At 46.8% G+C, this 23,635-nt stretch carries 19 protein-coding genes; 12 read left to right on the plus strand and 7 right to left on the minus strand.

Annotated elements, in window-relative coordinates; genetic code table 11:
• Positions 1-6: 6 nt before the first annotated feature.
• From PVA46_RS01430 to PVA46_RS01445, 4 genes are all read left to right on the plus strand, one after another.
• Positions 7-963: a PSP1 domain-containing protein gene (locus PVA46_RS01430; protein ID WP_167694998.1), complete on the plus strand. Its 957-nt coding sequence runs from the start codon at positions 7-9 to the stop codon at positions 961-963.
• Between the two features lie 73 nt (positions 964-1,036).
• A complete protein-coding gene (gene rpsD / locus PVA46_RS01435; RefSeq protein WP_167694999.1) occupies positions 1,037-1,657 on the plus strand; it encodes a 30S ribosomal protein S4 in 621 nt (206 codons plus the stop codon).
• Positions 1,658-1,723: 66 nt separating this feature from the next.
• Positions 1,724-2,251, plus strand: a complete 528-nt coding sequence (locus tag PVA46_RS01440) for a hypothetical protein (RefSeq protein WP_167695000.1) — start codon at positions 1,724-1,726, stop codon at positions 2,249-2,251.
• Between the two features lie 35 nt (positions 2,252-2,286).
• Positions 2,287-2,784, plus strand: a complete 498-nt coding sequence (locus PVA46_RS01445) for a hypothetical protein (protein ID WP_167695001.1) — start codon at positions 2,287-2,289, stop codon at positions 2,782-2,784.
• Between the two features lie 42 nt (positions 2,785-2,826).
• On the opposite strand, the gene nagA is transcribed toward PVA46_RS01445, so the two are convergent.
• On the minus strand, positions 2,827-4,008 hold the full coding sequence (gene nagA / locus PVA46_RS01450) for an N-acetylglucosamine-6-phosphate deacetylase (protein WP_167695002.1): 1,182 nt from the start codon (positions 4,006-4,008) through the stop codon (positions 2,827-2,829).
• Between the two features lie 96 nt (positions 4,009-4,104).
• Here nagA and PVA46_RS01455 point away from each other — a divergent pair, with 96 nt between their 5' ends.
• Positions 4,105-4,638 (plus strand): hypothetical protein, encoded by a 534-nt coding sequence (locus PVA46_RS01455; protein ID WP_167695003.1) that lies wholly within the window; start codon positions 4,105-4,107, stop codon positions 4,636-4,638.
• Positions 4,639-4,640: 2 nt separating this feature from the next.
• Here the strand turns inward: PVA46_RS01455 and PVA46_RS01460 are convergent, their stop codons facing one another.
• On the minus strand, positions 4,641-6,800 hold the full coding sequence (locus tag PVA46_RS01460; protein ID WP_167695004.1) for a diguanylate cyclase: 2,160 nt from the start codon (positions 6,798-6,800) through the stop codon (positions 4,641-4,643).
• 154 nt (positions 6,801-6,954) lie between these two features.
• On the opposite strand from PVA46_RS01460, the gene pyk reads away from it, so the two are divergent.
• The 4 genes from pyk (at position 6,955) to PVA46_RS01480 (ending at position 12,905) form a co-directional block, all read left to right on the plus strand.
• Positions 6,955-8,409 (plus strand): pyruvate kinase, encoded by a 1,455-nt coding sequence (pyk, locus tag PVA46_RS01465; protein ID WP_167695005.1) that lies wholly within the window; start codon positions 6,955-6,957, stop codon positions 8,407-8,409.
• Positions 8,410-8,666: 257 nt separating this feature from the next.
• Entirely contained in the window at positions 8,667-10,781 is a 2,115-nt protein-coding gene (flhA, locus tag PVA46_RS01470) for a flagellar biosynthesis protein FlhA (RefSeq protein WP_246226685.1), read from the plus strand.
• Between the two features lie 21 nt (positions 10,782-10,802).
• A complete protein-coding gene (locus PVA46_RS01475) occupies positions 10,803-12,026 on the plus strand; it encodes a flagellar biosynthesis protein FlhF (RefSeq protein ID WP_167695006.1) in 1,224 nt (407 codons plus the stop codon).
• A 9-nt stretch (positions 12,027-12,035) separates the two neighbouring features.
• A complete protein-coding gene (locus PVA46_RS01480; RefSeq protein ID WP_167695007.1) occupies positions 12,036-12,905 on the plus strand; it encodes a MinD/ParA family protein in 870 nt (289 codons plus the stop codon).
• A gap of 56 nt (positions 12,906-12,961) precedes the next feature.
• Here the strand turns inward: PVA46_RS01480 and manA are convergent, their stop codons facing one another.
• On the minus strand, positions 12,962-14,149 hold the full coding sequence (gene manA, locus PVA46_RS01485) for a mannose-6-phosphate isomerase, class I (RefSeq protein ID WP_167695008.1): 1,188 nt from the start codon (positions 14,147-14,149) through the stop codon (positions 12,962-12,964).
• Positions 14,150-14,257: 108 nt separating this feature from the next.
• On the opposite strand from manA, the gene PVA46_RS01490 reads away from it, so the two are divergent.
• Positions 14,258-15,544 (plus strand): MFS transporter, encoded by a 1,287-nt coding sequence (locus PVA46_RS01490; RefSeq protein ID WP_167695009.1) that lies wholly within the window; start codon positions 14,258-14,260, stop codon positions 15,542-15,544.
• Between the two features lie 35 nt (positions 15,545-15,579).
• Here the strand turns inward: PVA46_RS01490 and PVA46_RS01495 are convergent, their stop codons facing one another.
• From PVA46_RS01495 to malX, 3 genes are all read right to left on the minus strand, one after another.
• Positions 15,580-16,200, minus strand: coding sequence for a hypothetical protein (locus PVA46_RS01495; RefSeq protein WP_167695010.1), 621 nt, complete (start codon positions 16,198-16,200; stop codon positions 15,580-15,582).
• A 108-nt stretch (positions 16,201-16,308) separates the two neighbouring features.
• Positions 16,309-17,469 carry a MalY/PatB family protein gene (locus PVA46_RS01500; protein WP_167695011.1) on the minus strand — a complete coding sequence of 387 codons (1,161 nt, stop codon included), beginning with the start codon at positions 17,467-17,469 and terminating at the stop codon, positions 16,309-16,311.
• Positions 17,470-17,481: 12 nt separating this feature from the next.
• Positions 17,482-19,044 carry a maltose/glucose-specific PTS transporter subunit IIBC gene (gene malX / locus PVA46_RS01505; protein ID WP_167695012.1) on the minus strand — a complete coding sequence of 521 codons (1,563 nt, stop codon included), beginning with the start codon at positions 19,042-19,044 and terminating at the stop codon, positions 17,482-17,484.
• A 175-nt stretch (positions 19,045-19,219) separates the two neighbouring features.
• Between malX and PVA46_RS01510 the strand changes: the two genes are divergently transcribed.
• Positions 19,220-20,476 carry an NAD(P)-dependent oxidoreductase gene (locus PVA46_RS01510; protein ID WP_167695013.1) on the plus strand — a complete coding sequence of 419 codons (1,257 nt, stop codon included), beginning with the start codon at positions 19,220-19,222 and terminating at the stop codon, positions 20,474-20,476.
• A 67-nt stretch (positions 20,477-20,543) separates the two neighbouring features.
• Here the strand turns inward: PVA46_RS01510 and fusA are convergent, their stop codons facing one another.
• Positions 20,544-22,568: an elongation factor G gene (gene fusA / locus PVA46_RS01515; RefSeq protein ID WP_167695014.1), complete on the minus strand. Its 2,025-nt coding sequence runs from the start codon at positions 22,566-22,568 to the stop codon at positions 20,544-20,546.
• A gap of 155 nt (positions 22,569-22,723) precedes the next feature.
• On the opposite strand from fusA, the gene PVA46_RS01520 reads away from it, so the two are divergent.
• Positions 22,724-23,635, plus strand: a complete 912-nt coding sequence (locus PVA46_RS01520; RefSeq protein WP_167695015.1) for a hypothetical protein — start codon at positions 22,724-22,726, stop codon at positions 23,633-23,635.

Consider the following 23,635-nt stretch of genomic DNA (forward strand, 5'->3'; position numbering starts at 1 on the left):
GTCTTTATGAAAAATATATACAAATCTAACTCACGGGGTGAGTTTTTTTATTTAGTGAAGCTTCCGTATATCCATGAGATTGAGGTGGCTTCTTCTCCTTTTGAGCAATTGCAAAGTGGCGATGTGATGGTTGCTGATACGCGTTATGGGGTGGATTTGGTACGGGTGCTGGGCAAGGCTAATGCGTCGAATGCAGAGGGCAGTGAGGTTAAACGGCACGAGGGTAAGATTTTACGGCAGGCGAGCGAACGTGATCTCTTAGAGCAAGAGGATAATGAACGTTTGGCTGGGGAGTACTGGGATATTTGTAAAAAAAAGATTGCCTATCACCGTTTGGAGATGAAACTTACGAAGGTTCATCTGCTTTTGGGTAAGAGTAAGGTGTTGATCTTTTTTACGGCAGAACAGCGTGTTGATTTTCGGGAGCTGGTGAAGGATTTGGTTTCTCAATTTCATACAAGAATTGAACTTAGACAGATTGGCGTGCGTGATGAAACGCGAGCCATGGGTGGTTTGGCAATGTGTGGACGCGAGTACTGTTGTCACAAAGTCAACGATCAAGTTAAGCCTGCCAGCATCAAAATGGTCAAAGATCAAGAGCTATCGCTTAACTCCTCTAAAATTTCGGGTGCATGCGGACGCTTGCTCTGCTGTCTCTCTTATGAGTACGATTACTACGCCGAAGTGCGCGATGAGTTACCCCAAGAGCATGCGATTGTCTTATTGGAAAATGTCTCTTACAAGGTAATAGAAGTGCATGCGCTCACCAAAGAGCTTAGTTTGATCAATACGCAGGACATGGCAGCTAAGCCGTTGCGCCGTAGCGCCGAGGGACTTGTCTACGAAAAAGAGCGAAAAATCTGGCTGGAAGGCGAAAAAAAGTCTAAAAAATTGGTAACCACCTCTTGCGGATGCACCCGCCCTGAGGGAAGCCGTTGCAATGGGTGTCGGGCTAAGGGGTAGATTTTATTTGTTGAATATGTTAGAATAAGATGTTCCCTTTTTTGGGGAAAATATTTTAGGAAGGAGAAGAGTAATGGCAAAGAATTCCACCGCACGTGGTAAAATTGTCCGCCGTTTAGGTGTCAACATTTACGGTCATAGTAAATATGATAAATTGCTCAAGAAGAAGCCTCAAGGTCCGGGGCAAGAGCGTGGACGCAAGATGCGAGGTAAGCAGAGTGAGTATGCCAAGCAGTTGATCGAGAAGCAGAAAATTCGTTTTGCTTACGGCGTCTCGGAGCGTCAATTTAGAAATACCTTCGCAATGGCGAAGCGCCTTGAAGGTCTTACGGGTGATAACTTGATTATCCTCTTGGAGAAGCGCCTAGACAACGTGATTTATCGTCTTGGTTTGGCTCCTACGCGATCGGCTGCGCGTCAATTTGTCTCTCACGGACACATTTATGTCAATGGGCGACGCGTCAATATCCCAAGTTTTCAGGTGAACGTGAACGATGAGATCAGCGTTAAGCCTAACAACGATCGCAGTAAAACCCTTGCACGCAATAACTTGGCAAAGAATCAACAGCCTTTGGCTGCATGGATGAGCCTCGATGCCGACGCCCTAAAGGCTAAGGTAGAGCGCGAACCCGTGCGTAGCGATATCCAACTTATTGGTAATGAGCAGTTGGTTGTTGAGTTCTACTCACGCTAAGGTTCTTTACTGGTTAAGAAGAGACCCGCCCTGCTGGTGGGTCTTTTTTACCTAAGGAGGATTTTTGTGCGCTACTTTTGGCAGGCATTAGGCAAGAGTCTTTTGGCTGGAATTTTAGTTTTAGGGGTTTGGAGCGCGTATTTGCTGGTGAGTATCGGGACTGTTATGCCTCTTTTTCTCTTACTTTTTCCTTTCCTTTTTTTCTTTTTAGATAGCATTACATTTTTCGCCAAGATAGCCATGATAGTGGATATGATATTTTGGGGTATTGTGCTTATTAATTTACCTATTTACTTAGCCAGAAAAAAGAGATTAAAAAAGATGGCTACAGGCAATTTTTCACCACAACAAGTTGTAGCGCTTCCTTATAAAGAAGTTGGGTTTGGTTACGCTTTACTCCCGTTATTTGTCTTATTTTTTCTCATTTTTGGAACGCGTTACTATCTTTTTTCTGCATTCCAATTATTTGAACTTAGTGATGTTTCCCTCTTTTGGTACGGTGGTATTCCCATTTTTGTGGTTTGGTGCTTGCTTAGTTGGCAGTGGGCGCGCTACTGCTTGCAAGATCTGGCGATGAAAGACAAAATCAGCTAAATGCGCTATACTATCCTTAGCTAAGGAGAAATAGTATGCGAAACATCAGTTGGATACTCTTTTTAGGGTTTTTTATGACCAGTAATTTGTGGGCGAGTGGCTATCTTTTACCGAAGTGGCTCACCGATTTGGCCGAGTTGCCACGCATGGAATTTGGCTTGTCGCGCGCGCAGATAACTCAGCGACTGGTGGATGCAGGATGGCAAGAGGTTACACCAAGTGATACGCTCAATGCCAAGGAATTTTATTGGGGTATCGATGCCGAGACTAAAATTTCTGCCATTATCTTTGCTAACGGCCGATTGTTATTGCGATCGCGAAGTATCAGTCTTGTTTTGATGTCGATTAATCAGGATATTGAGCGTTTGGCCGCAGATGAATTTAATCATGAGAACTGTTGGTATGGCGATAATGGCAACAATGGCTGTAACTGGAGACATAAAGAGCTACGCATTGCGCTAAAGACATTTTATGACGCGCAAAAGCGTCGGCAGGGGATACCTTACACTACTATCACGATAAGTATGGAGTAAAGGATAGAAAAAAATCCCCGCTGATTTCAGGGGGATCTAAGATTATTTTTCGTATTTACAAACTCCGCGCACATAGGTCGCTTGAATCTCCATCGAGCTCTCTTCAAAAATGATAAAGTCGGCAAATTTTTCGGGGAGCAGGTAGCCCACTTCGATCTCTTTGTTAAGGAGAAGCGCAGCATTGGTGGCAGCCATGCGTAAGGCCGATTCGCGCGAAGTACCCCACTTGGTCATATTCAGGACGGCGCGGTCGAGGGTGAGGGCGCTTCCGGCGATAACGCCATCTTTTTTACGTCGCCAAATGCCCTCTTCGCTCATATAGACCTCTTCTCCATTGGCAAAGAAAGGTCCTTCCCCGCTCTGCATGGTAGGTGCGAGCGCGTCGGTAACCAGAATGATTTTATTACTTGGTTTGTTGTCTAGTAATAATTTAACCAGTGCGGGGTGAACATGGACACCGTCGGCGATCAGCTCGCAGGAGAAGTCTGGGTGAATGAGAATCGCTCCCACCCCACCGGGATCCCGATGGTGCAACGATCGCATTGCGTTGAACATGTGGGTACAGTGCAAAATTCCTGCTTGGATGCCTTCCATCATATTGTCGTAAGTGGCGTCGGTGTGGCCTGCCGAGAGGATGGTATTACTGGTGTGGGCGCAGTGCAGGGCGAGGTCGCGCATATTTTTGAGTTCGGGTGCAACGGTCATGATACGAATCGCGTCGCCTCCTGCCTCTTGCATCCGTTTCATAAAGTCGATATCGACACTCTTAATCGTCTCGGGGCGCTGAACGCCCAACTTATTACAGCTGATAAACGGTCCTTCTAAGTGTAATCCGTGAATCACCGCACCGCTCTCCTTACCCATGGCTTGCGCACCGAAGTGGATCGCTTTGAGCATATCTGCTTCTTGTTGGGGATAGAGCGTGGGGCAAAAGCTGGTTACACCGATTCTTGGCAGACCGGCAGAGATCCCTAGAAAGTCCTCTAACTCGCCGTGCGCCGTGTCAAAGCCCTCTAAGCCGTGGATGTGGGTGTCGATAAAACCGGGGGCGATTGACTTCCCTTGCAGATCGATATAGAGGGTGTCACTGGGGAGGGATTTTTTTTTGAGACGATCCATGGTAACCACATCTTCAATGTGATCGCCATCGATGATAAGCGCGCCCGCCTCGATGACGGCGACACCAGTATAAATTTTTCCATTAAATAAGCAAATAGTCGGCATATACTTCTCCTATTTACTATTATAATCAAAAAACAAGATTTTGTATAGAGAAAAGGAGCGCTTGTCGAAAAAAAGATAATCAGGTAAACTGTTGGTATGCAACGATGGATGATAATTGGATTGGTTGGATTGATGGTGGCCTGTCGACAGACACCTGCGGTGTTTTTGGAGAGTGCTAGTGAGCTTTATGTGATTCGTCATGGCGATACATTCCTGTATGGCTTAGGGATTGTGAGCAGGTTTGAGGATATCGATAGGCAATTGGTGGAGGAGAGTTTCGTGGTGAAAAACCCCGATCGCGCGCTTGTTTGGGAGTTAGAGCAAGGAATAGTTCGAGATTCGCGATTAGGTCTGCAGATGGATGCGCTCCTGTTAAGCGATACCCTTAGTGATTTTGAAGGGCGACTAGCGCTGGAGTGGCGCACCCTTTTTGGCAATATCCACAATGAGGTGATCACGCTCACCATCTCTCCCATCATGAAACAAGGAAAAATTCCTTGGGACGCGTTTACTTGGGTGGAGAGTGAAGATCTTATGGGGGTAAAATATGCCTACTGGGAAGATGGAGCAGTGCATTTATTGTGGATTACAGAAGAAGCAACTTTGCTAGAATCGGCATCGATGCCGTAAGCTTATGCCTCGCTGGCGGAGAGGTAGGATTGGTAGTCGATATTGACGATCTCGGTGAGGATATCTACCAGCTGGGGATCGAAGAGGCGGCCACTATCGCGTTTGATGGAATTTAATGTGAGCGCGCTATTTTGGTTACAGCTACCGTGATAGCGTGAAATAAAGAGAAGTGCAACGGTTAAAATACGACACTCGATAGGGATCTCGTTTGCTTTAAAATTGAGCGGTCCCGTTCCGCAGTAAATTTCTTCATGGGTAAGAATAAGGCGTGCTATGGGGGTGAGCTTAGGTAGGTAGAGCGCAATACGGTAGCCGGTTTGGATATGATTAGAGAGGACTTGCGCATCTTTATCGTAGGAGATGAGCCCGATGTTATGATAGCGTACGAGCAGATGGAGCGCATTAAAATCGACATTTTCGGTATCATGGATCTTTTGGGCGATGCTGTGCGCAATGCGTAAAATCTCAAGATAGTGATTGGTGGTGGTCGGGTCTGCCTTCACGAGCATACGGGAGAAGTGTTTGAGGATACGGGCGCGAAGCTTGAGGGATTGCTCGGATTTTTGGTTATAAAGCAGAGCATCGGCTTCACGGAAGAGCTCATTGGTTACATAAGGACCTTGCAGAGAAGCCCAACCAATAGAGAAGCTGATAGGCAGGGGCAGGGTGTGTCCTTGGTGGTTGATGAGGGCGATATTATCCTTGAGACGTTTTACCAGTTGTTCCACTTGAGTTCTATTGTGGTTGGGGAGAAAGGCCATAAATTCGTCGCCACCAATACGAGAAATTTTCATTTTTGGTAACGACCCTTTAATGATTTTAGAACACATACGGATAAGGGCATCGCCTTGTTCGTGTCCGAAGGTGTCGTTGATAATCTTTAGCCCATCTACGTCGATAACGATAATACCGATGTTGCCTTCAAATTTCTCCATTTCGTCGCGGTTTTGCCGAAAGAAGGTGCGGTTAAAGAGTCCGGTTAATCCGTCGACAAGGCTTAGTTGGATAAGATCGTTGTATTTTTTTTGGTTGTAGAGCTTTTCCATGTCAAAGCTTCGTCGATACTGTTCGTAAAGGAAGAAGATCACTAAGCCACCGCCCATGGCAAAGATGATTAGGAGGATAAAATCACTCCAGAGGAAGTCAAGAAAGGCAGGTTTAAAGGCCTCTTCAAATTCTTGTATAAAAATGATATAAATAGGTTCATCGATCGTTTGAAAGTACGAGAGTACGCGCGCGTAAAAGACATAAGATCGCTCTTCTATCCAGAGATGTTGAAGGGAACCCTGGTGATTCTCGATGTTAATAGCGTAAATATTTTGGTGAAGCCAACGTTTAAGAGGCTCTAGTTTTGCGTCATAGATGAGCTCATTGGTCTGGATTTGTGGGCTAACAAAGGTCGCGTTACCGTCAGTGATAAAAGATCTCCCGCTCTCGCCTAAAGAGATCGCATTGGAACTGGAGAGGAATGCAGCAAGATCGACATTAAAGACGATAGCACCCAAAAGCTCGGCGTTGGCGTTGTGAATAAGTTGGACAAGAGGAAAACTTGCCCGCACCGTAGTTACTTCTAGTTTACCAATAAAGAAGTTTTTATCACCTTTTTGGATAAAGGGTGCATAAGAGAGGGTATCAAGATTAGCGCCGGAAAAGAAGGTGGTTAGTGGTGGTAGGCTGGTGTCCATGAGTAGAGAGAGGGTGCCCTCTAGGGAGAATTGATTACCATGATGGTCAACGGCAGCATAGGGGGCGATAGATTGTGTATGCTGGGCGAGGGTTTGCGTGTTGACAATGACAAGGGCATTGGTAAAAGAGGGTGAGAAGGATTTTAGGTTGGTAAGGCGAGCGTGCGCGTTTTTGGCATTCTCAAGGTTGGAAGGATCTTGGAGGTAATTTACGATGGCGTCGGATTGTGCGAGGTTATAGATAAGTTGACGCTGTTGACTTAGCCAGGCGGTAAGGAAGTTGATATTGTGGTTCACGGAACTGGTAACAAGATTTTGATAGTTTCTGCGATAGTAGTTGCTCTTTTGGATGGTGAGGATAGCTAGAGCAAGGATGAAGATGAAAAAGAAAATTTTAAAGAGTGCATTCGAGAGGGTAGCCAGCTCGGTGGTGGAGATTTGGGAATTAGATTTAAAAATTTTCTTAAACGAAATCATCCTCTATAATATAGCATATTCTTTGCACATTGTAAAGTGTCTTTTAAATTTGCTAGAATGTTTGGGAGAATATCGGTTAGGGTTGCATTTTATTTCATTTTTAGGTAGTATATTTGTAGAGTCGACAGGATAGAGACAACAGAGGAAGGATAGAATGAAAAAAAGAACGAAGATTATTGCAACCATTGGGCCTGCGTCTGAGGATCCCATTGTATTACGAGAGATGATTCGTGCGGGGATGAATGTGGCGCGGTTAAACTTTTCGCATGGTTCGTATGATGAGCATGCGGCGCGGATTAAGACGATTCGTGAGATTGCGCAAGAGGAGCGCCGTAATGTGGCGATCTTATTGGATACGAAGGGCCCTGAAATTCGTATGGGTCGTTTTAATGAGAAAATTACCTTGGAGGCGGGTCAGGAGTTCACCTTGCATGTGGAGGAGATTATGGGCGATCAGCACAACTCCTCGGTGAGCTTTAAGGAGTTGCCCCTTTATGTGCAGACCGGCGATCGTATCCTTGCTAATGACGGTTTGGTGGCTTTTCGCGTGGTAGATGTGGATAAGAAGGCAGGCAAGATCAATTGTCGTGTAGAGAATGGCGGTACGGTGGGCGATCGTAAAAACATGAACGTTCCTGGTGTCTCGATTCCGATGCCATTTTTAGCGCCTAAGGATATTGGCGACTTGGAATTTGGTGTCAATAATCATGTCGATTACGTGGCTGCTAGTTTTACGCGTACGGCACAAGATATCATTGAGCTTCGAGAATTGCTTAAGAAATTTGGCGATGGAAATATCAAAATTATCGCAAAAATCGAAAATCACGAAGGTATGGATAACTTTGAAGAGATCCTCAAAGTGGTGGATGGCGTCATGGTGGCACGTGGCGATCTTGGTGTAGAAATTCCCCTAGAGACAGTGCCTATTGCCCAGCGTACGATGATCGAAGCGTGTCGCAAGGCAGGAAAAATTGTTATCACAGCGACGCAGATGCTTGACTCGATGATTGTCAACCCTCGCCCTACGCGTGCGGAAGTTAGCGATGTGGCTAGTGCGGTGATGCAGGGGGTCTCGGCGGTGATGCTATCGGGCGAGAGCGCTGCCGGTAAGTATCCAATTGAGTCGGTGGCCATGATGGCAAAAGTGGCTAAGACTACCGAGGCCGCCACCAATTATTGGGATGAATTTTTTGATAATCGTGATAAGATGAATCGAGAAGATCCGATGCTCACTAGTAAGTCGATTGCTCGTGCTGCCTGTGATGTCGCTGCCATTCTCGATGCGACTGCGATTATTGTCCACACCGAGAGTGGGCATAGTGCTAGAGCGGTAGCGCGCTGGCGTCCGGGTTGTCCGATTATCGCGCAGACCCCCAGCGAGCAAGTGGTGCGTCAACTCTCCTTGGTTTGGGGTGTAGAGGGATTTGTCAGCGATCTTGGTGAGGATAAAGAGCTCAAAGAGACCTTAGAATACTCCATTGAGCGCGCCAAGAGCCTCGGGCACATCAAAGATGGCGATATGATCGTCTTTACGTGTGGCGTACCCATGAGCAAAACCGCCTCGACCAATCTTCTTAAAGCGCATCGCGTTGGCGATCCAATTATCTAGTTTTTTTTCACATTCATAGAGGGTTACGCGTCCATCTTTGCCCAAAAAAGCAAGAATGTGCGTAAGCCCTCTTGAGTTTTGTGGAGAATTTACCGTTATATAACAAAACTATGTCTATTGAATTTAAGCAAAAAAGTCTCCAAAAGCGCTTTTGCAAATAGCGTATCTCTGTTATACTATGCTTATGGTTTCACAGACATGGGTTTATAAAATGAATCATCGGTTAAAGTTCTTGATAAGAGGTGGGTTGATTACAAATGGAAAAGAATAATATGGCATCCATACCCTATGATGTGCGCAGTGTCCTTAAACGATCGTTGTTGACCAATAGTACCAACTTATTTGTTGGCTTTGGCGTTATTGCTATTGTTCTCTTTATGATTATTCCTTTGCCAGGCTTTGTTTTAGACTTTCTTCTTTCCTTAAACCTTGCTGCGTCTATCATTATCATTTTGCTTAGTCTTTACGTAAAAGAGCCGGTACAATTCTCGATCTTTCCTACACTTCTCTTGTTAATGACGGTTTTTGGGTTTGTGCTCAATATTAGTACGACGCGGATGATTTTATCCGAGGGGCAAAATTTTAACGCTCAACTCATCATCGCCTTCTCTGAATTTGTGGTGGGTCGTAGCTCCGGTGCAGAAGGTCTCATTATCGGTGCAACCATCTTTATTATCATTATGGTGGTTCAGGTGATGGTTATCACCAAGGGAGCCACGCGTGTCTCCGAAGTGGCTGCGCGTTTTGCGTTAGATAGTATGCAGATGAAGCAGATGTCCATTGAGAGTGAGTTCAATAATGGAGCCATCACCGAGAACGAGATGACCTACAAAAAGATGATGCTACAGCGCACCATGGATTTTTACGGAGCGATGGATGGTGCCACTAAATTTATTGGTGGTGGGGTTAAGGCTGGTATCTTTATCACGATTGTCAATATCGTCGCTGGTCTTATCGTGGGTGTTGCCGTGCGCGGGGAGAGCTTTGGTGGTGCTTTGGCGGTGTATACGCGCTTTACTATTGGTGATGGCTTGGTCTCGCAATTGCCGGCGTTGCTCATTTCGGTGGCAACGGGTCTTTTGGTTACGCGTAGCGTTGGTAAGGAGAGCTTTGGTGACGAGGCGCGGGAGCAATTTAGTCAGAGCTCCCAGCTCTACTGGATTGCCGGTGGCGTGCTCTTTGGCATGGCATTGATTCCTTCTTTTCCCACGTTGGTACTTCTTATCTTGTCGGGATTAACGCTCTTCCTTGCCTTTATGTTGAGTCGACGTGAATATGTACAGATGAAGGTTGACGAGAACGAAGAGGCGAAGGTAGAACTGGAGCGTAAAAATCCTGAGATTGCCCCCGTCGTACCCCTTGATACCTTGAGTCTTGAGTTGGGGTATGGTTTGATTCCGTTGGTCGATAAAGAGCAGGGTGCAGAGCTTCTGGAGCGTATCACGCGTATTCGGCGCGAGGCAGCTTTGGATTTGGGACTGGTGGCAGCCCCTATCCGTATTGTCGATAATATGCGCCTTGACCCCGGTGAATATTGTCTCAAAATTAAGGGCGTTGAGGTTGGCGGTGGACACTTACGTCTCGATCAATATTTAGCGATTAATGCGGGTGGGGAGCGTGAAGCGCTCTTTGGCGATCCTGCTGTCGATCCTACCTTCGGGTTACCTGCGATTTGGATTACTGATGAAGAGCGCGATCGTGCCGAGCGATTGGGTTATACCGTGGTAGATAGCCCCAGCGTGGTGGCTACGCACTTAACCGAGATTATCAAGAGTCATGCACATGAGCTATTGGGACGTCAAGATGTGAAGCGCATGCTCGATGAATTGCGTAAAGATCAGGCTGCGGTGGTGGATGAGGTCAACAAGCACTTCAGCGTGGGTGAGATCCAGAAGATTTTACAAGCGCTCTTGCGCGAGCAGGTCTCGATTCGCAATATTGTCTCGATTTTAGAGACGGTTGGCGATTATGGCCCTATCACGAAGGAGACGAGTATGCTGGTGGAGAAGTGTCGTCAGACATTAGGCCGCCAGATTACCCTACAATATTTGGATGAGGATCGTATCTTACGTGTATTAACCATTGAGCCAGAGCTTGAACAGGCGATCATCGACTCTCGTCAGGAGACAACCTTAGGCCCTGTGGCTGCGTTGCATGTCGATCTGCATCGTCAGTGGCTCAATGCGCTTCTTTCGGCGATTAATATCGTGCAGGGGGAGGGTTTCTATCCAATTATTTTGTGTAGCGAAAGCGCGCGTGCATTGGTGAAAAACAGCTGTATGCGCGAGGCACCAAACTTAGCGGTGCTCTCTATTTTAGAGGTGGCAAGCGATGTGCAACTAGAGAAGCTAGGGGAGATTCGACTCTCTTAAAATAAGAGCGTTAGAGGGAGTATGCGGACAACGATTAGTGTAATTGAAACAGCTGATACGCTAGATGAGGCGTTAGCCAAGCTCAACCAAAAGTATGGATCGCGGATTTTATCGGTAACGCATCGATACAAAACCGAAGGTGGTATTTTAGGCTTAGGTGGACGCGAAGTCGTGCAAGTAGAGGCCTACATCATGGAGGAAGAGCCCGACTCCAGACGTCAAATCATCGAGAAAAAGGCCGAAGAGATTCGTGAAGCCACCCGTATCGCCGAGCAGGTTAAGCGGGAGAACGATCTTTCCAAGGTGATGCAGACCTTGCTCCAGAAAATGGAGACGCTGGAGCACCATGTCGAAAAAAATTCTCTACGCACTCCTACGGTGCAAGAGGAGAACGGACATCCATCTTTGCAAAGAATTCGATCAATTTTAATTGAGGATAATGATTTTTCACCCTTTTTTGCCGATAGTTTGATCGAGGCGATCAAGAAGGATTTTAGTTTAGGCGAACTGGACGATTTTGCGTTAGTAGAAGAGGCAATTTTGCAAGAGATAGCGAATAAGCTCTCTTTTGCGCGTGAGTTGCCTAAAAGTGGTACGCGGGTCATTGTCTTAGTAGGGCCAACTGGCGTGGGAAAGACGACGAGTCTGGTAAAGATGGCAACGCTTGCGCTTACGCGTTATGGTTCGCGCGATGTGCCTTTGGATATCCGGCTCTTTAATATGGATATTTATCGTGTGGGAGCCAAGGAGCAACTGGGTGCTTATGGAGAGATTTTGGGAGTGGAACCCGCCACTATCTATGACGCCGAGGAGTTAAAGAACGCGTTGCAACAGGCTAAAGATGCGGATTATGTCTTTATCGACACCACGGGAAACAGCCCGCGTGATACGGTAAAGCTAGCCGAGGTGCAGAAGATTTTGGAGGTAACGCGCAATGCCGATATTCATGTGGCAGTGAGCGCGACGACGAAGGAGAGCGATATTCGGGAGATTTTGAGTCGATTTGTTATTTTTGGCTACAAGTCGGTCATCATCACCAAGATGGACGAGACGCGTAAAATTGGTTCGGTGCTCTCTCCTATTATTGAAAAGCGCGTGCCCATTGCCTTTATTACGACGGGGCAAGAGGTTTTGCCGGCTAATATCAAGAGTGGTAGCGTGGCGCGTATTTGGGAGCGGATGATGGGATTTTCGGATGAGGTGTTAGATAGAATGATTGAAAAAGCTGAAGAGAGGAATAGATAGAGGACGAGCATGGCAGATCAGGCTGAAGGTTTACGAGAACTTATGAAAGAGATGCGCCCCTCGCGGGAGAAGAAGACGCGTATTATTGCGGTGGCATCGGGCAAGGGCGGGGTTGGTAAGACAAATATCTCCATTAATTTGGCGATTGCTTATGCCAAACTAAAGAAAAAAGTCGTTGTTTTAGACGCGGACTTAGGGCTTGCTAACGTGAATGTGGTGATGGGCGTTATCCCTAAGTATAACCTCTATCACGTGGTGCGCAAGCAAAAGAGCATGCGTGAGATCATTTTGGACACCAATTATGGTATTCAAATTGTTGCCGGTGCCTCGGGCTTTGCTAAGATTGCAAATCTTGAGGATGATGAGCGCAAAGAATTTATTGAGGAGCTTCAGGAGCTAAGCTACGCCGATATCGTCATTATCGACACCTCGGCGGGGGTCTCTAGCAACGTCTTGAGCTTTATTGAGGCTGCCGATGACGTGCTGATTGTCATCACACCTGAACCTACCTCGATTACCGATGCTTATGGTCTTATTAAGATTATGAGCACCGAAATTGATAGTCAAGAGATGAGCCTTAAGCTTATTGTTAATCGGGCGCAGAGCGTTACCGAGGCCAAAAAGGTGCAACAGCGAGTCATTAGCATTGCTAGCCAGTTTCTCAATTTAAAAGTTGATTATCTTGGCTATGTCTATGACGACCCGATTGTCAGTCAGGCAGTGCGCCGACAAGTGCCTTTTTTGGTGCTCGATCCAGCCTCTCGACCTTCGGAGTGTGTGATGCACTTGGTCTCGCGCTTAGAGAACGTTGACTATAAAGAGGGTGGTGGCATGAGTAAGCTGTTGCGTAACTTCTTGAAGCCTCGCAAAGAGATGTAACCAACACAAATGGATACAAAGAGGAGCGATCGATGAAGATGGCTCCTCTTTTTTATTTAGGTGTAGGTTGTAGCGATAAAGAGCTCCCCATGATGCTCTATGTGGTAACTTCCTGCATTGTAAGGAATAAAGATAGATTGACCTGCATTTAATGCATAGCTAATATGTAGGATCGGATTGGTGATTGTCGCAGATCCATTTAAGACTAAAATGATTTGTGCTGGATTGTTAGCAGGAAGCGTATAGGATTGATCTTTTGTCATATGCGTAAAGGTAAAGCTACACGGTGGGGTGCTAAATGGTTGATTGTGGCTGGCGGGTAAGATGTGGGGTTTTTGCGCATCAAAGGTAACAACACGGCTAAGGCTGGCGAGGTCGACGTATTTTTCGGTGAGCCCAAAGCGCACGACATTATCGCTAGCTGCCATAATTTCGATACCTGTGCCTTGCAAATAAGCATGCAGTGTCCCGCTAGGCACAAAGAGCGCATCTCCTTTAGGTAGATGCAGAAGATTCATGTAGAGCGGCGCTAAAATGGCGATATCTTGCGGATAGTGTTGATGGAGGGTGCTAAGCCACTGCCACCGATCGTTTAGGATGGGAAGGCTTGCTTTATGGATGAGAATATCATGAAGGATCTGATTTTTGTGTGAAGCCTCGGCGGTGAGGAGGGCAACGAGGAATTGCTCTAAGGTGTGTGGGCTAGGGTTTTGGCTGAATGGGAGAAGGAGCGTCTGCAGTGTTGGGCTTGCGATGGCTTGAAGATCGCTGATGGTATCGGCATAAGGCCGAAACCCGACTAATGCCCAGACGTCATCGCTGTAGGCATAGAGCATTTCGGTCTTGTCGTTGCTATCTTTGTAGGTACGCTTGGCATCGTCTAGGGGGATATGTTGGAGATTTTCCTGAATAAATCCCGCTTCGGCCAGGGCTTTTTCGGGGTGCACTTGGAGAGAGAGCGGATCTTTAATGGCTAAGATCTTGAAGAGAAAGGGAAGGCTTGTTCCATGATTGTCGCCTAAAAAGTGGGTTGGATCGAGGGCTAGAAGATCAGGAAGAGGGATTGATTGATCTTGATGGATGGTCGTACTGGGTGATTGTGGGTGGGCGCCCATCCAGAGTTCGGCTTGCGGACTCTTGTTTGGATTGTTGTAATGCAGGAGGGCAGGTAGCGTATCACGATGCCCCCATGCGTAACTTTTGATGGGGTTGGTTAAGGGATAGAGCACTTTTTGGTTAGTCATGAATAAAATCCTTGGTGATGATTGATTCTCTTTGTCGTTTGATACGATTTTTATGCGTATCGTTTTGATTATCGGCGTGAACATGTCGACATATTAGAGAAAATACGCATGAGTGAGGTGGCTGTGTTGAAGCAAACGCGGGCGACTTTTGGGGTATATGGACAGTTATTATTGTTGGCGATGAGTGCGGGGGCGATCTTTCGCTTGATCTATTTGCGCGCGAATTTTCAGGAGGTTTTAGAGTCTACGTTGAAGATAAGCGTGGCACAGTTGAACGCCTTGTATGCGTGGATGGGTTTGGCGATTGTGCTTGGCTATTTGCCTAGTGGTTGGCTTGCCGATCGCTTTTCGGTGAAGCGATTGATTATGATTGCGTTGACGTCGACAGCGCTATTGAGTGCGGGTTTGGCGACGCTACCGCCTTATGCTATTGCACGCTGGCTCTATGTGGGCTTGGGATTTAGCGCGGTCTTTCTCTTTTGGAGTGCACACATGCGTAGTGCCAAATTATTGAGTAACGCACGCAATGAGGGGCGAATTTTTGGTCTATTAGATGGCGGAAGGGGCGGATTTGAAGCACTCTTTGCCACGGTTGCGACAATTCTTTACCAATGGATGGTGCGTGCAGAGACGCACTCCTTAGCGCATCAAGAGGCAGGTATGCGATCGGTTTTTCTCTATTTTAGTACACTGCAACTAGGGCTTGCGGTACTTGTCGTGCTTTTTTTACAAGATGAAGTTCGCGTAGAGAGGGTGGATAAAGCAGCTCCGAGGGATAAAGAGCGAGGGTGGTTTGTTTGGAAGCTGGATAGGCAAAGTCGCACCCTGATGCTTTTGATGAGTGCGATTATCTTTAGTGGGTATACGCTCTTTTTTACGGGATTCTCTTTTTATGGGTTGTTGTCGGTCAATTTTGCGCTAGATAGTGGCTTGGTGATGCGTTGGATTTCGCTGGCGCTGTGGATGCGTCTGGTGGGATCGATGTTAGGCGGATTTCTTGCCGATCGCTGGGCAAAGCCGATGATCTTGCTGATTGCGATGGTCGGCTCGATGCTGGGGCTTATCCTTTTACTGACAGTGCTAAAGAAGACAACGCTCGTGGTTGTCGTGGTAATTGCAGTGAGCTTAACTAATGCGATGATCCGTGGGGTCTATTGGTCGTTATTGCATTATATTCGGGTAGACAAGCGCTATTTGGGTCGCATGATCGGCATGATATCGTTTGTTGGCTACTTGCCCGATCTCTTGTTGCCGTGGGTCAGTGTCTATCTCTTTGCAAGATGGGATAACGCATCGGCCAATACTCTCTACCTCTGGGGATCGCTGGGAATAGGGGGACTGGGACTGATGAGTTTGGGACTCTTCTGGTTGTTATCAAAGAGAGAATTTAGATAATATATGGCTACGGGAATAACCCCGTAGCCATAAACTTACAGAGTAAAGGGTTCACCTCGAACGTCTTTAATCACATCGTTGCTAATAATCAGCCGTAAACTGTCTTTAAAGTTACGTAAATTTTCCGCTCCATTGACAACGGTTGTCGCTTGATTATTAGGAAGAGAGGAAGAGACGGGCGTAAAGCGGATATTATTGCGCGCGACAAGCATGCTTTCTATCACCTTTTTATCTACTAAAAAGGTAGATATGTACCTTGTGTATGTCTGTTTCTCTTGGGTGTAGGTTCTATGCTCGTAATACTTGGTATCAAGCGTGGTAGACTTATCATCTATTAGCAAGATTAAGCCATCAACATCCCCTCTGAGCGCGGGGTTTTCACTGGAAAATTTTATTTGGTAGAGAGTGCTCTTTTTGGTGCGTATCATAGCCACGTCGATATCAGTTCTGAAGCTTTGACGCGTTTTGCCTTTACCGATGTGCTCGGTAACGGTGGCACTCATAATGCGGTGAATACTTTTGCCATGAATTGCGTCCTTGTCAGTGAAGAGCGTGTAGGCATTCTGTTTGGCTTCATTTACTTTTAGCTCTACCTGGGCAGTGAGTGGTGTACTTACTAGCACTGTCAATGCTAGTAATTGAACAATTTTGTTCATAATAAGCTCCTTTTGGATAAATCTTAATATCAATTTATAGGTTAAAATGATATTTCGTCAAGTATTTTTTGATAATTTATTATCATTACAATCGACGACAAGTGATATTTAACCAAAAGCCTGATGCATTTGTATGAGCGACTGGTGAATTTTACTTGGCGGACAGGCGATATTCATACGCAAAAAGAGCGGACTCTCTTGGCGATAGGTCTCTCCTTTCATGATGGCCAACCCATGATTGATGAGGCGTTGTTGCACTTCAGCTGATGAGAGATGAAGGCTTGAAATGTCTATCCAAGCAAAGTAGGTTGCCACGCTTGGATGTAACTGTAATTGTGGTAAGTGTTGGGTAAAAAAATCATTTAGCAGCGCGCGATTTCTCTCTAGTTGTGTAAGGAGTGCTTCTAGCCAAGCCTCTGCTTGATGATAGGCGCTGATGGTTGCGAGGATGGCCAGAATGGGTGGTGAGGAGAGTCCGTCGCGCTTGAGTTGTTGATTGAAGCGCTCTTTGATGGTTGGGTCATTACTTAGGAGATACGATCCCCCTAGCGATGCGAGATTAAAGCCTTTGGCGGTACTGGTGGCGAGGACGACTTTAGGGTAATCGCCCCACACGGCACAGATGGGGGTGTGTTGATGGGGCGAAAAAACTAAGTCCATATGCGCCTCATCGCTGATAATGGCCACGTCGTGTTGCCTAGCAAGTGCGACGATTTGGCTTAGTTCCTCTGGACTAAAGATGATCCCGGTGGGGTTATGTGGATTACATAATAAGATGGCTTTGGCACGAGGGAGTTTCTCTGCTAAATCGATTAGATCAAGGTGATAAGTCGTGCCGTCAAAGCGTAATGGGTTCGCGATTAAGTGGCGATTACGCCCTTCAATGAGCGGAATAAAGGCGTCGTAGCAGGGCGTTTGCACGACAACGCCGTCGCCTTCCTGCGTGTATAAATCGATAAATTGTGCGCAACTGTAGATGATCGAGGGGCTGTACGCGATCGTATTAGGATCGATGGTCGTGGTGAATCGCTTGCTAAACCACAAGGCGATAGCCTCTTTAAAGTCGGCATGGTTCCATCGACTATAGCCAAAGATGCCATGGGTTACATGCTTCTCTAAGGCCTGTTGGATCTCCGGTGCGATGGCAAAATCCATGTCGCTGATGGTGAAGGGCAGGAGATTTGCCTTACCAAAACGATCTTGCACAAAGTCCCACTGGGTGGAGTAGGTGCCACGACGATCGATGAATGTAGTAAAATCATAGGGCATAATGGATTCCTTTTATAGTAGTTTATCAATCTCTTGACGTAAGAGGTGAACTTGCGGCCCAATGATCACTTGTAAGGCTTGATCCCCCACGTGAATCACACCGGTTGCGCCTAACCGTTTGAGCTGGGCATCATCGACCAATTTAGCATCGTGAATTTCTAGGCGAAGGCGCGTAATGCAGTTGTCCAACGAGAGGATATTTTCTCTTCCCCCCAACGCATTCAAGTAGAGTTGCGCTCTGCTATTGGCGCCATCGCCTAGGGGATCATCTTGGGTAGCCTCTGGGCTCTCTATGATCTCCCGTCCGGGGGTTTTGAGATTCTTTTTCCTAATCACCATGCGAAAGACGACGTAGTAAAGCACTCCCCAGATCGGGCCTATCACCAAAATGAGCCACCAACGGGTATCGTTGCCTTGCAAGACGCCGTAAATAACCAGATCAATAAGATTACCGTCGGTGTTGCCAATGCGGATACCCAATAAGGCGACCACCATTGCGCCAAGCCCGGTCATGATGGCGTGGAAGAGAAAGAGCATCGGGCTAATGAACAAGAATAAAAATTCGATAGGCTCGGTAATACCCCCCACCACCGAGGCGATAACGCCAGAGAGAAAGAGACTTTTTATGACGGGGCGATTCTCTTTGAACGCAGTGTGGTACATCGCTAATGTTACGGCAGGTAGCCCAAAGAGGAATGAAGGCATCTTGCCTTGTGATAAAAATTGCGTGGCACTAGCGGAAATCTCATACCCATCGCGGATTTGCGCGTAAAAGATATTAAGCGCCCCATGAACCATTTGGTCGCCAACTAGTTCACTGCCACCGATTTCGGTAAAGCGCACCATCGCAACCAAAATATGATGCAATCCAATCGGAATCAACAAGCGCTCGCTGGTAAAAAAGACCATCGGGGCAAAGATACCCGATTTTTGGATTAACCCGCCCAAGGCGACAATCGCGTTACTAAAGAATGGCCAGATAAATGGGACAATCAAACCCATCACCGAGGCCACCAATGCACTAATAATGGGGACAAAGCGCGGCCCACCAAAGAAGGCGAAGGCATCGGGAAGTTTGATGGTATAAAAGCGCGTGTGTAATCTTGCCACAATTGCACCAACCATAATACCGCCTAATACGCCCGTATCGATGGTGTGGATGCCCATGATCGTACTCTGTCCTAAAGATCGATAGAGTGTTGGATCGCTTGGAATCATTTGGTGAAACTGGAGCGCAAAGTTCGTTCCCAGATGCATCGCCATAAAGCCAACAAAGCCGGCAAAGGCTGCGACGCCTTTCTCTTGTCGGCTTAGCCCTAACGGAATAGCGATGGCAAACATAATGCTTAAATTACTAAAGGCAAGCCCACCAATCTGGCTCATGTAGCCAAAGAGATAGCGCATGGGCAGGCTACTTAAGAGGGGGAAACGTGCGAGCATGTCGCTAGAGGTAAAGGCCGAGCCAATCCCCAATAATAAGCCCATCGCCGCCAAGAGGGAGACGGGTAACATGAAGGTTTTGCCTAGGCTCTGAAAGTAGCCCCAAAAATTTGATTTGTGTGGTTGTTTTTGCATGAAGATTTTCCTTTTATGTAGATCGCGGTTCGTTTTTCTCTTAGAAACTTCTCTATGATTATACAATAAAATATTTTTTGTGTATAGATGGCATCGGGTCTATTTTCTGGTAGATTTTTTTGATTTTTTGATGTATAGTTATAGAAATAGCTCATGATTGAAGGAGAATATTCTTATGGCTTTACATGTGATGGATGAGGCGAATCGTTGTTTGCAGTGTAAAAAACCTTTTTGTCGCGACGGTAATCCCACTAAACCAGAAAAAGATGGTTGCCCGATTCGTACCAATATTCCTGAGGTGATTCGTCTTTTTAAAGAGAATAAGTTAGATGAGGCGGGGAAGTTGCTCTTTGATAATAATCCCTTATCATTGGTCTGTAGTCTAGTTTGCGACCACGAGAGCCAATGTGAGGGCAGTTGTGTGCTCAATCATAAGGGCGTGCCGGTGCACTTTTCTACTATTGAACATTATATTTCTGATCTTTATAGTCAAAAAATGCAAGTAGTCCCTGCGCCTAGTAATGGTATTCGCGTGGGGATTATCGGCTCTGGCCCAGCGGGCATTACCATCGCCATTATTCTTTCACAGATGGGCTATCAAGTGACAATTTTTGAGAGTAAAGAGAAGATCGGTGGCGTTTTGCGCTATGGGATTCCTGCATTTAGATTGCCACACTCGATATTGGAGAATATTGAACAGCGCCAACTCATTGACCGCGGGGTAAAAATTCGCCCTAACACCTTGATCGGTGGGGCTATCGGTCTGGATGATCTCTTTAACGATGGCTACAAAGCGATCTTTGTGGGTACGGGTGTCTGGAAGCCAAATGCGCTCAAAATTAAGGGCGAGACCTTTGGTCATGTGCATTATGGCATTAATTATCTCAATAGTCCGGATAGCTTTAGGTTGGGTAAACGAGTTATCGTGATTGGTGCTGGTAATGCTGCCATGGATGTGGCACGCACGGCGTTGCGTAAGGGCGTAGAACACCTCACGTGCTTCTCTATCACCTCTGAGGTAGCGGCCAGTCATTACGAATTTAGCTATGCACAGCTGGAGGGCGTTCATTTTGCTTACAATAAGCGTCCTGTAGAGATCACGGATGAAGGGGTTATCTTTATCGATGTAACCCAAGATGAGGCAGGTGATTTTATTGATGTTGCCGGCACGCAAGCGCTTCATCTTGCCGATAGCGTGATCGTTTCGATTAGTCAAGGTCCTCAGAATAACTTAGTAAAAACCACCAAGGGGCTAGAGGCAAACCAGCGTGGCTTGCTCACCACCGATGACTTAGGGCACACCTCACGCGCGGGAGTATTTGCCTCAGGCGACGTGGTACGTGGCGCACGCACCGTGGTAGAGGCGGTAGCCCATAGTAAAGTGGTTGCAAAGGCCATGCATGAGTATATGCAAAGCTTACCTAAAGCGTAGTATTTTCAACAAAAAGATACCCCGTATCGTCTATATTATAATGTAAGAGATACGGGGAAGTTTTGTTCTAGTTTGTCTTCTTCTCATAGTGGGAAAATTTCATCGAGAAGGAGGCGCGCCCTTGGCTCTGACTACGTAACTCGGTGCTGTAGCCAAACATCTTGGTGAGCGGAGCTTGCACGTCGAGCAACTGAATATTATCCTGCATATCTACCCCCATTACAATACCGCCACGCGTCGTGAGTTTGCTAATGACCTCGCCCACATAGTCGTTAGGCACCTCGATGATCACCGCCATCACAGGTTCCAAGAGGATCGGATTGGCCTCGGTACAGGCTTTTTCGGTGAGTATCGCACCTAAACTTTGATAGGCAACTTCGTGGGCAAGCTCCTCATTGTATTGCACACTCTGGATGGTGACGTGGATATCCAAGCAGGCGTAGCCCATCACGATACCCGAAGCAAGCGAAGCTTCAATCCCACGAATGATCGCTTGTTGAAGTTCATCGGGTAGGGTTTTGGCTAGCTCATTGGTGATGCGATTACCAGCGCCGCGCTCGTTAGGTGCTACGTGGAGGGTGAGACCAGCGAAGGACTCTTTGCCGTTAATTGGGCGATCGAAGGTCTCGGTGAGGGTGGCACTGCCTTCAATGCTTTCACGATAGCTAACTTGTGGTTTACCGACATTAAATTGTGCTTTAAAGTCATCCCTCGCTCGCGTGGTGAGGACATCGAGATGGAGCTCCCCCATGCCACTAATCAACAATTGCCCCGTCTCACTATTCTCTTTAAGGAGGAAGGTCGGATCTTCGCGTTGGAGTAGCGTCATTACCTCTTTGAGTTTATCGAGATCGGCAAGGCTCTTTGGCTCAATAGCGATGGAGATGACTGGCTCGGGAAAGTCAATCGATTCGAGGACTACGTTTAAGCCATCGGTGATGGTATCTCCCGTCTGCGCGAGTTTAAAGCCCTGAATCACACCGACATCGCCGGCTTTTAGTTCATTGATCTGCTCGGGCGTGCGCGCGTGCATGCGGTAGAGTTTGCCAATACGCTCTTTCTTCTCCTTGCCCACGTTGAGCACCATCGTACCGCTCTTAATGCTACCGGCATAGACCCTCGCATAACAGAGCGCCCCGCTCTCTTTGTCTTGCTGAATTTTAAAGATCAATGCGACAAAATCCTTGGTAGAAAGACGCGAAATAGCAATCTCTTCGCGTTTATTCTTACTGACCAATTTAGCTGGCACGTCGCCAAGCTCAAAGGGATCGGGCAGGAAGTGGGTAACGGCATCCAAAAGCGGTTGCACGCCCTTGTTTTTAAGGGCACTGCCCATCAATACGGGGGTAAGCTCGCGTGCAATCGTAAGACGGCGAAGCTCGCTAAGAATAAGATCTTGTGGAATCTCGGCCTCTTCTAGCAAGAGCGTAATAAGCTCTTCGCTATAGGTAGAGAGGGTATCAAGCATTTGATCTCGCGCCTCTTGGGCTTGCTCGAGGTGTTCGCTCGGAATGGGGGAGCTGATTACCGTTGCCCCCTGTGAGGATTCGTCAAATTGCAGATACTGCATGGTAATGAGATCGATGAGACCGAGTAACTCTTCTTGTTGATAGATGGGCAGTTGCAGTGCCAGTGGTTTGGTGTGGAGCTTTTCTTCGATCTGCTTTAATACATGGAGATAGTTGGCACCGGTGCGATCGAGCTTGTTAATGAAGGCGATGCGTGGCACGTGATACTTGTTTGCCTGTCGCCAGACGGTCTCACTTTGGGGTTGCACGCCACCAACGGCACAGAATACGGCGACAGCGCCATCGAGTACGCGAAGCGAGCGCTCTACTTCGGCAGTAAAGTCGACGTGGCCTGGGGTGTCGATGAGGTTGATCTGGGTATTGTGCCAAAAACAGGTCGTCGCCGCGCTCTGAATGGTGATGCCACGCTGTTGCTCTTGCTCCATCCAATCCATCTGGGTGGTGCCGTCATCCACATCGCCGATGCGTCTACTCTTGCCCGTATAAAAGAGAATGCGCTCACTCACGGTGGTCTTGCCGGCATCCACGTGCGCCATAATCCCGATATTTCTCATCTGTGCCATTGTTTACTCCGTTAGAAAAAGGTACTTTATTCTACCAAATTCGGCATAAAAGCACAAGGGTTAGAGGCGTGGTTTGTTGGCTGATAAATTTTTATTATTTTGTTATTGAAAGGTAGAAATTTTTGTGCTATACTGGTACGAATGGAGGATAACGTATGACAAAAATGGATGAAATGATGCATGAGTTAGAGAAGGTGCAAGGCATTGATTGGGTGGCTATCTTTAAGAAACGCTACAAGATTAATAAGACTGAGGTACTTGCCGGCGCTTTTTTATGGTATGTTTGGGCGGATGAGCCAGAGGGTATTGACTTTGATGCGGATATTGCCTTTGATAAAAACGTGGTATTATTTGATAAAATTTTTACGCAAAAGATGGCGGTTGTGGATGCCATCGCCTCGCTGGAGCTAAATAAGGCAGTGGAGAGTGAGCATAATTTATTCAAGCTCTATACCCACTACTTGGCGAATGAAGAGCATTTTGAGGCATTGCATCAGTATGTTATTGATTGGGAAAAAGCCGAATCCTTCCCAGATCAACAGTGGTATTATTGCTATGCTGCCGTGCGTCACCACTTGGTTAAGGATAAGAGTTTCCCTAAGATTAAAGGTAGTTTGCATGATATTTCGGATGAGGTTACTAACTATCTGATGGGCGAATCAGATATGAATACTTGGATGAATAAGAAAGAGCAAGATTTTACTGGGGATCTATCGGAGTGTTTAACCAATCTCTTTTATGAGGAGTATGAGCTACCCCGCAGTATTACCGATGATGAAAGTGATAAGTTTTGGCACCGCTTTCATGCACGCATCTACGCTGCCCACGATTTAGCCCAGTTTAATCGTCGCTATAAAGATATCGCCTGCTTTGCTCTTGCCCAAGAGCTAAACATTGCTGTTGATCCTGAAGATCTTTATGGAAGTGCGTATTGGATTATTCTTGAACAAGAGCCGTTAAAGCATGCCGAGATTTGTCAACACTTTTACACCACGATGGATCGCGTGGCTAACCCACAAGCTTATGCACACTTTCTCTTACGCCATGGCTACCACGAACATCTTTAA

Source organism: Entomospira culicis (assembly GCF_028748145.1).
GTDB lineage: Bacteria > Spirochaetota > Spirochaetia > WRBN01 > WRBN01 > Entomospira > Entomospira culicis.

Bases quoted from the DNA above. Each gene is read 5' to 3' on its own strand.
- PVA46_RS01430 (WP_167694998.1), top strand. From the start codon at position 7: ATGAAAAATATATACAAATCTAACTCACGGGGTGAGTTTTTTTATTTA.
- rpsD (WP_167694999.1), top strand. From the start codon at position 1,037: ATGGCAAAGAATTCCACCGCACGTGGTAAAATTGTCCGCCGTTTAGGT.
- PVA46_RS01445 (WP_167695001.1), top strand. From the start codon at position 2,287: ATGCGAAACATCAGTTGGATACTCTTTTTAGGGTTTTTTATGACCAGT.
- nagA (WP_167695002.1), bottom strand. From the start codon at position 4,008: ATGCCGACTATTTGCTTATTTAATGGAAAAATTTATACTGGTGTCGCC.
- PVA46_RS01455 (WP_167695003.1), top strand. From the start codon at position 4,105: ATGCAACGATGGATGATAATTGGATTGGTTGGATTGATGGTGGCCTGT.
- PVA46_RS01460 (WP_167695004.1), bottom strand. From the start codon at position 6,800: ATGATTTCGTTTAAGAAAATTTTTAAATCTAATTCCCAAATCTCCACC.
- pyk (WP_167695005.1), top strand. From the start codon at position 6,955: ATGAAAAAAAGAACGAAGATTATTGCAACCATTGGGCCTGCGTCTGAG.
- flhA (WP_246226685.1), top strand. From the start codon at position 8,667: ATGGAAAAGAATAATATGGCATCCATACCCTATGATGTGCGCAGTGTC.
- PVA46_RS01475 (WP_167695006.1), top strand. From the start codon at position 10,803: ATGCGGACAACGATTAGTGTAATTGAAACAGCTGATACGCTAGATGAG.
- PVA46_RS01480 (WP_167695007.1), top strand. From the start codon at position 12,036: ATGGCAGATCAGGCTGAAGGTTTACGAGAACTTATGAAAGAGATGCGC.
- manA (WP_167695008.1), bottom strand. From the start codon at position 14,149: ATGACTAACCAAAAAGTGCTCTATCCCTTAACCAACCCCATCAAAAGT.
- PVA46_RS01490 (WP_167695009.1), top strand. From the start codon at position 14,258: ATGAGTGAGGTGGCTGTGTTGAAGCAAACGCGGGCGACTTTTGGGGTA.
- PVA46_RS01495 (WP_167695010.1), bottom strand. From the start codon at position 16,200: ATGAACAAAATTGTTCAATTACTAGCATTGACAGTGCTAGTAAGTACA.
- PVA46_RS01500 (WP_167695011.1), bottom strand. From the start codon at position 17,469: ATGCCCTATGATTTTACTACATTCATCGATCGTCGTGGCACCTACTCC.
- malX (WP_167695012.1), bottom strand. From the start codon at position 19,044: ATGCAAAAACAACCACACAAATCAAATTTTTGGGGCTACTTTCAGAGC.
- PVA46_RS01510 (WP_167695013.1), top strand. From the start codon at position 19,220: ATGGCTTTACATGTGATGGATGAGGCGAATCGTTGTTTGCAGTGTAAA.
- fusA (WP_167695014.1), bottom strand. From the start codon at position 22,568: ATGGCACAGATGAGAAATATCGGGATTATGGCGCACGTGGATGCCGGC.
- PVA46_RS01520 (WP_167695015.1), top strand. From the start codon at position 22,724: ATGACAAAAATGGATGAAATGATGCATGAGTTAGAGAAGGTGCAAGGC.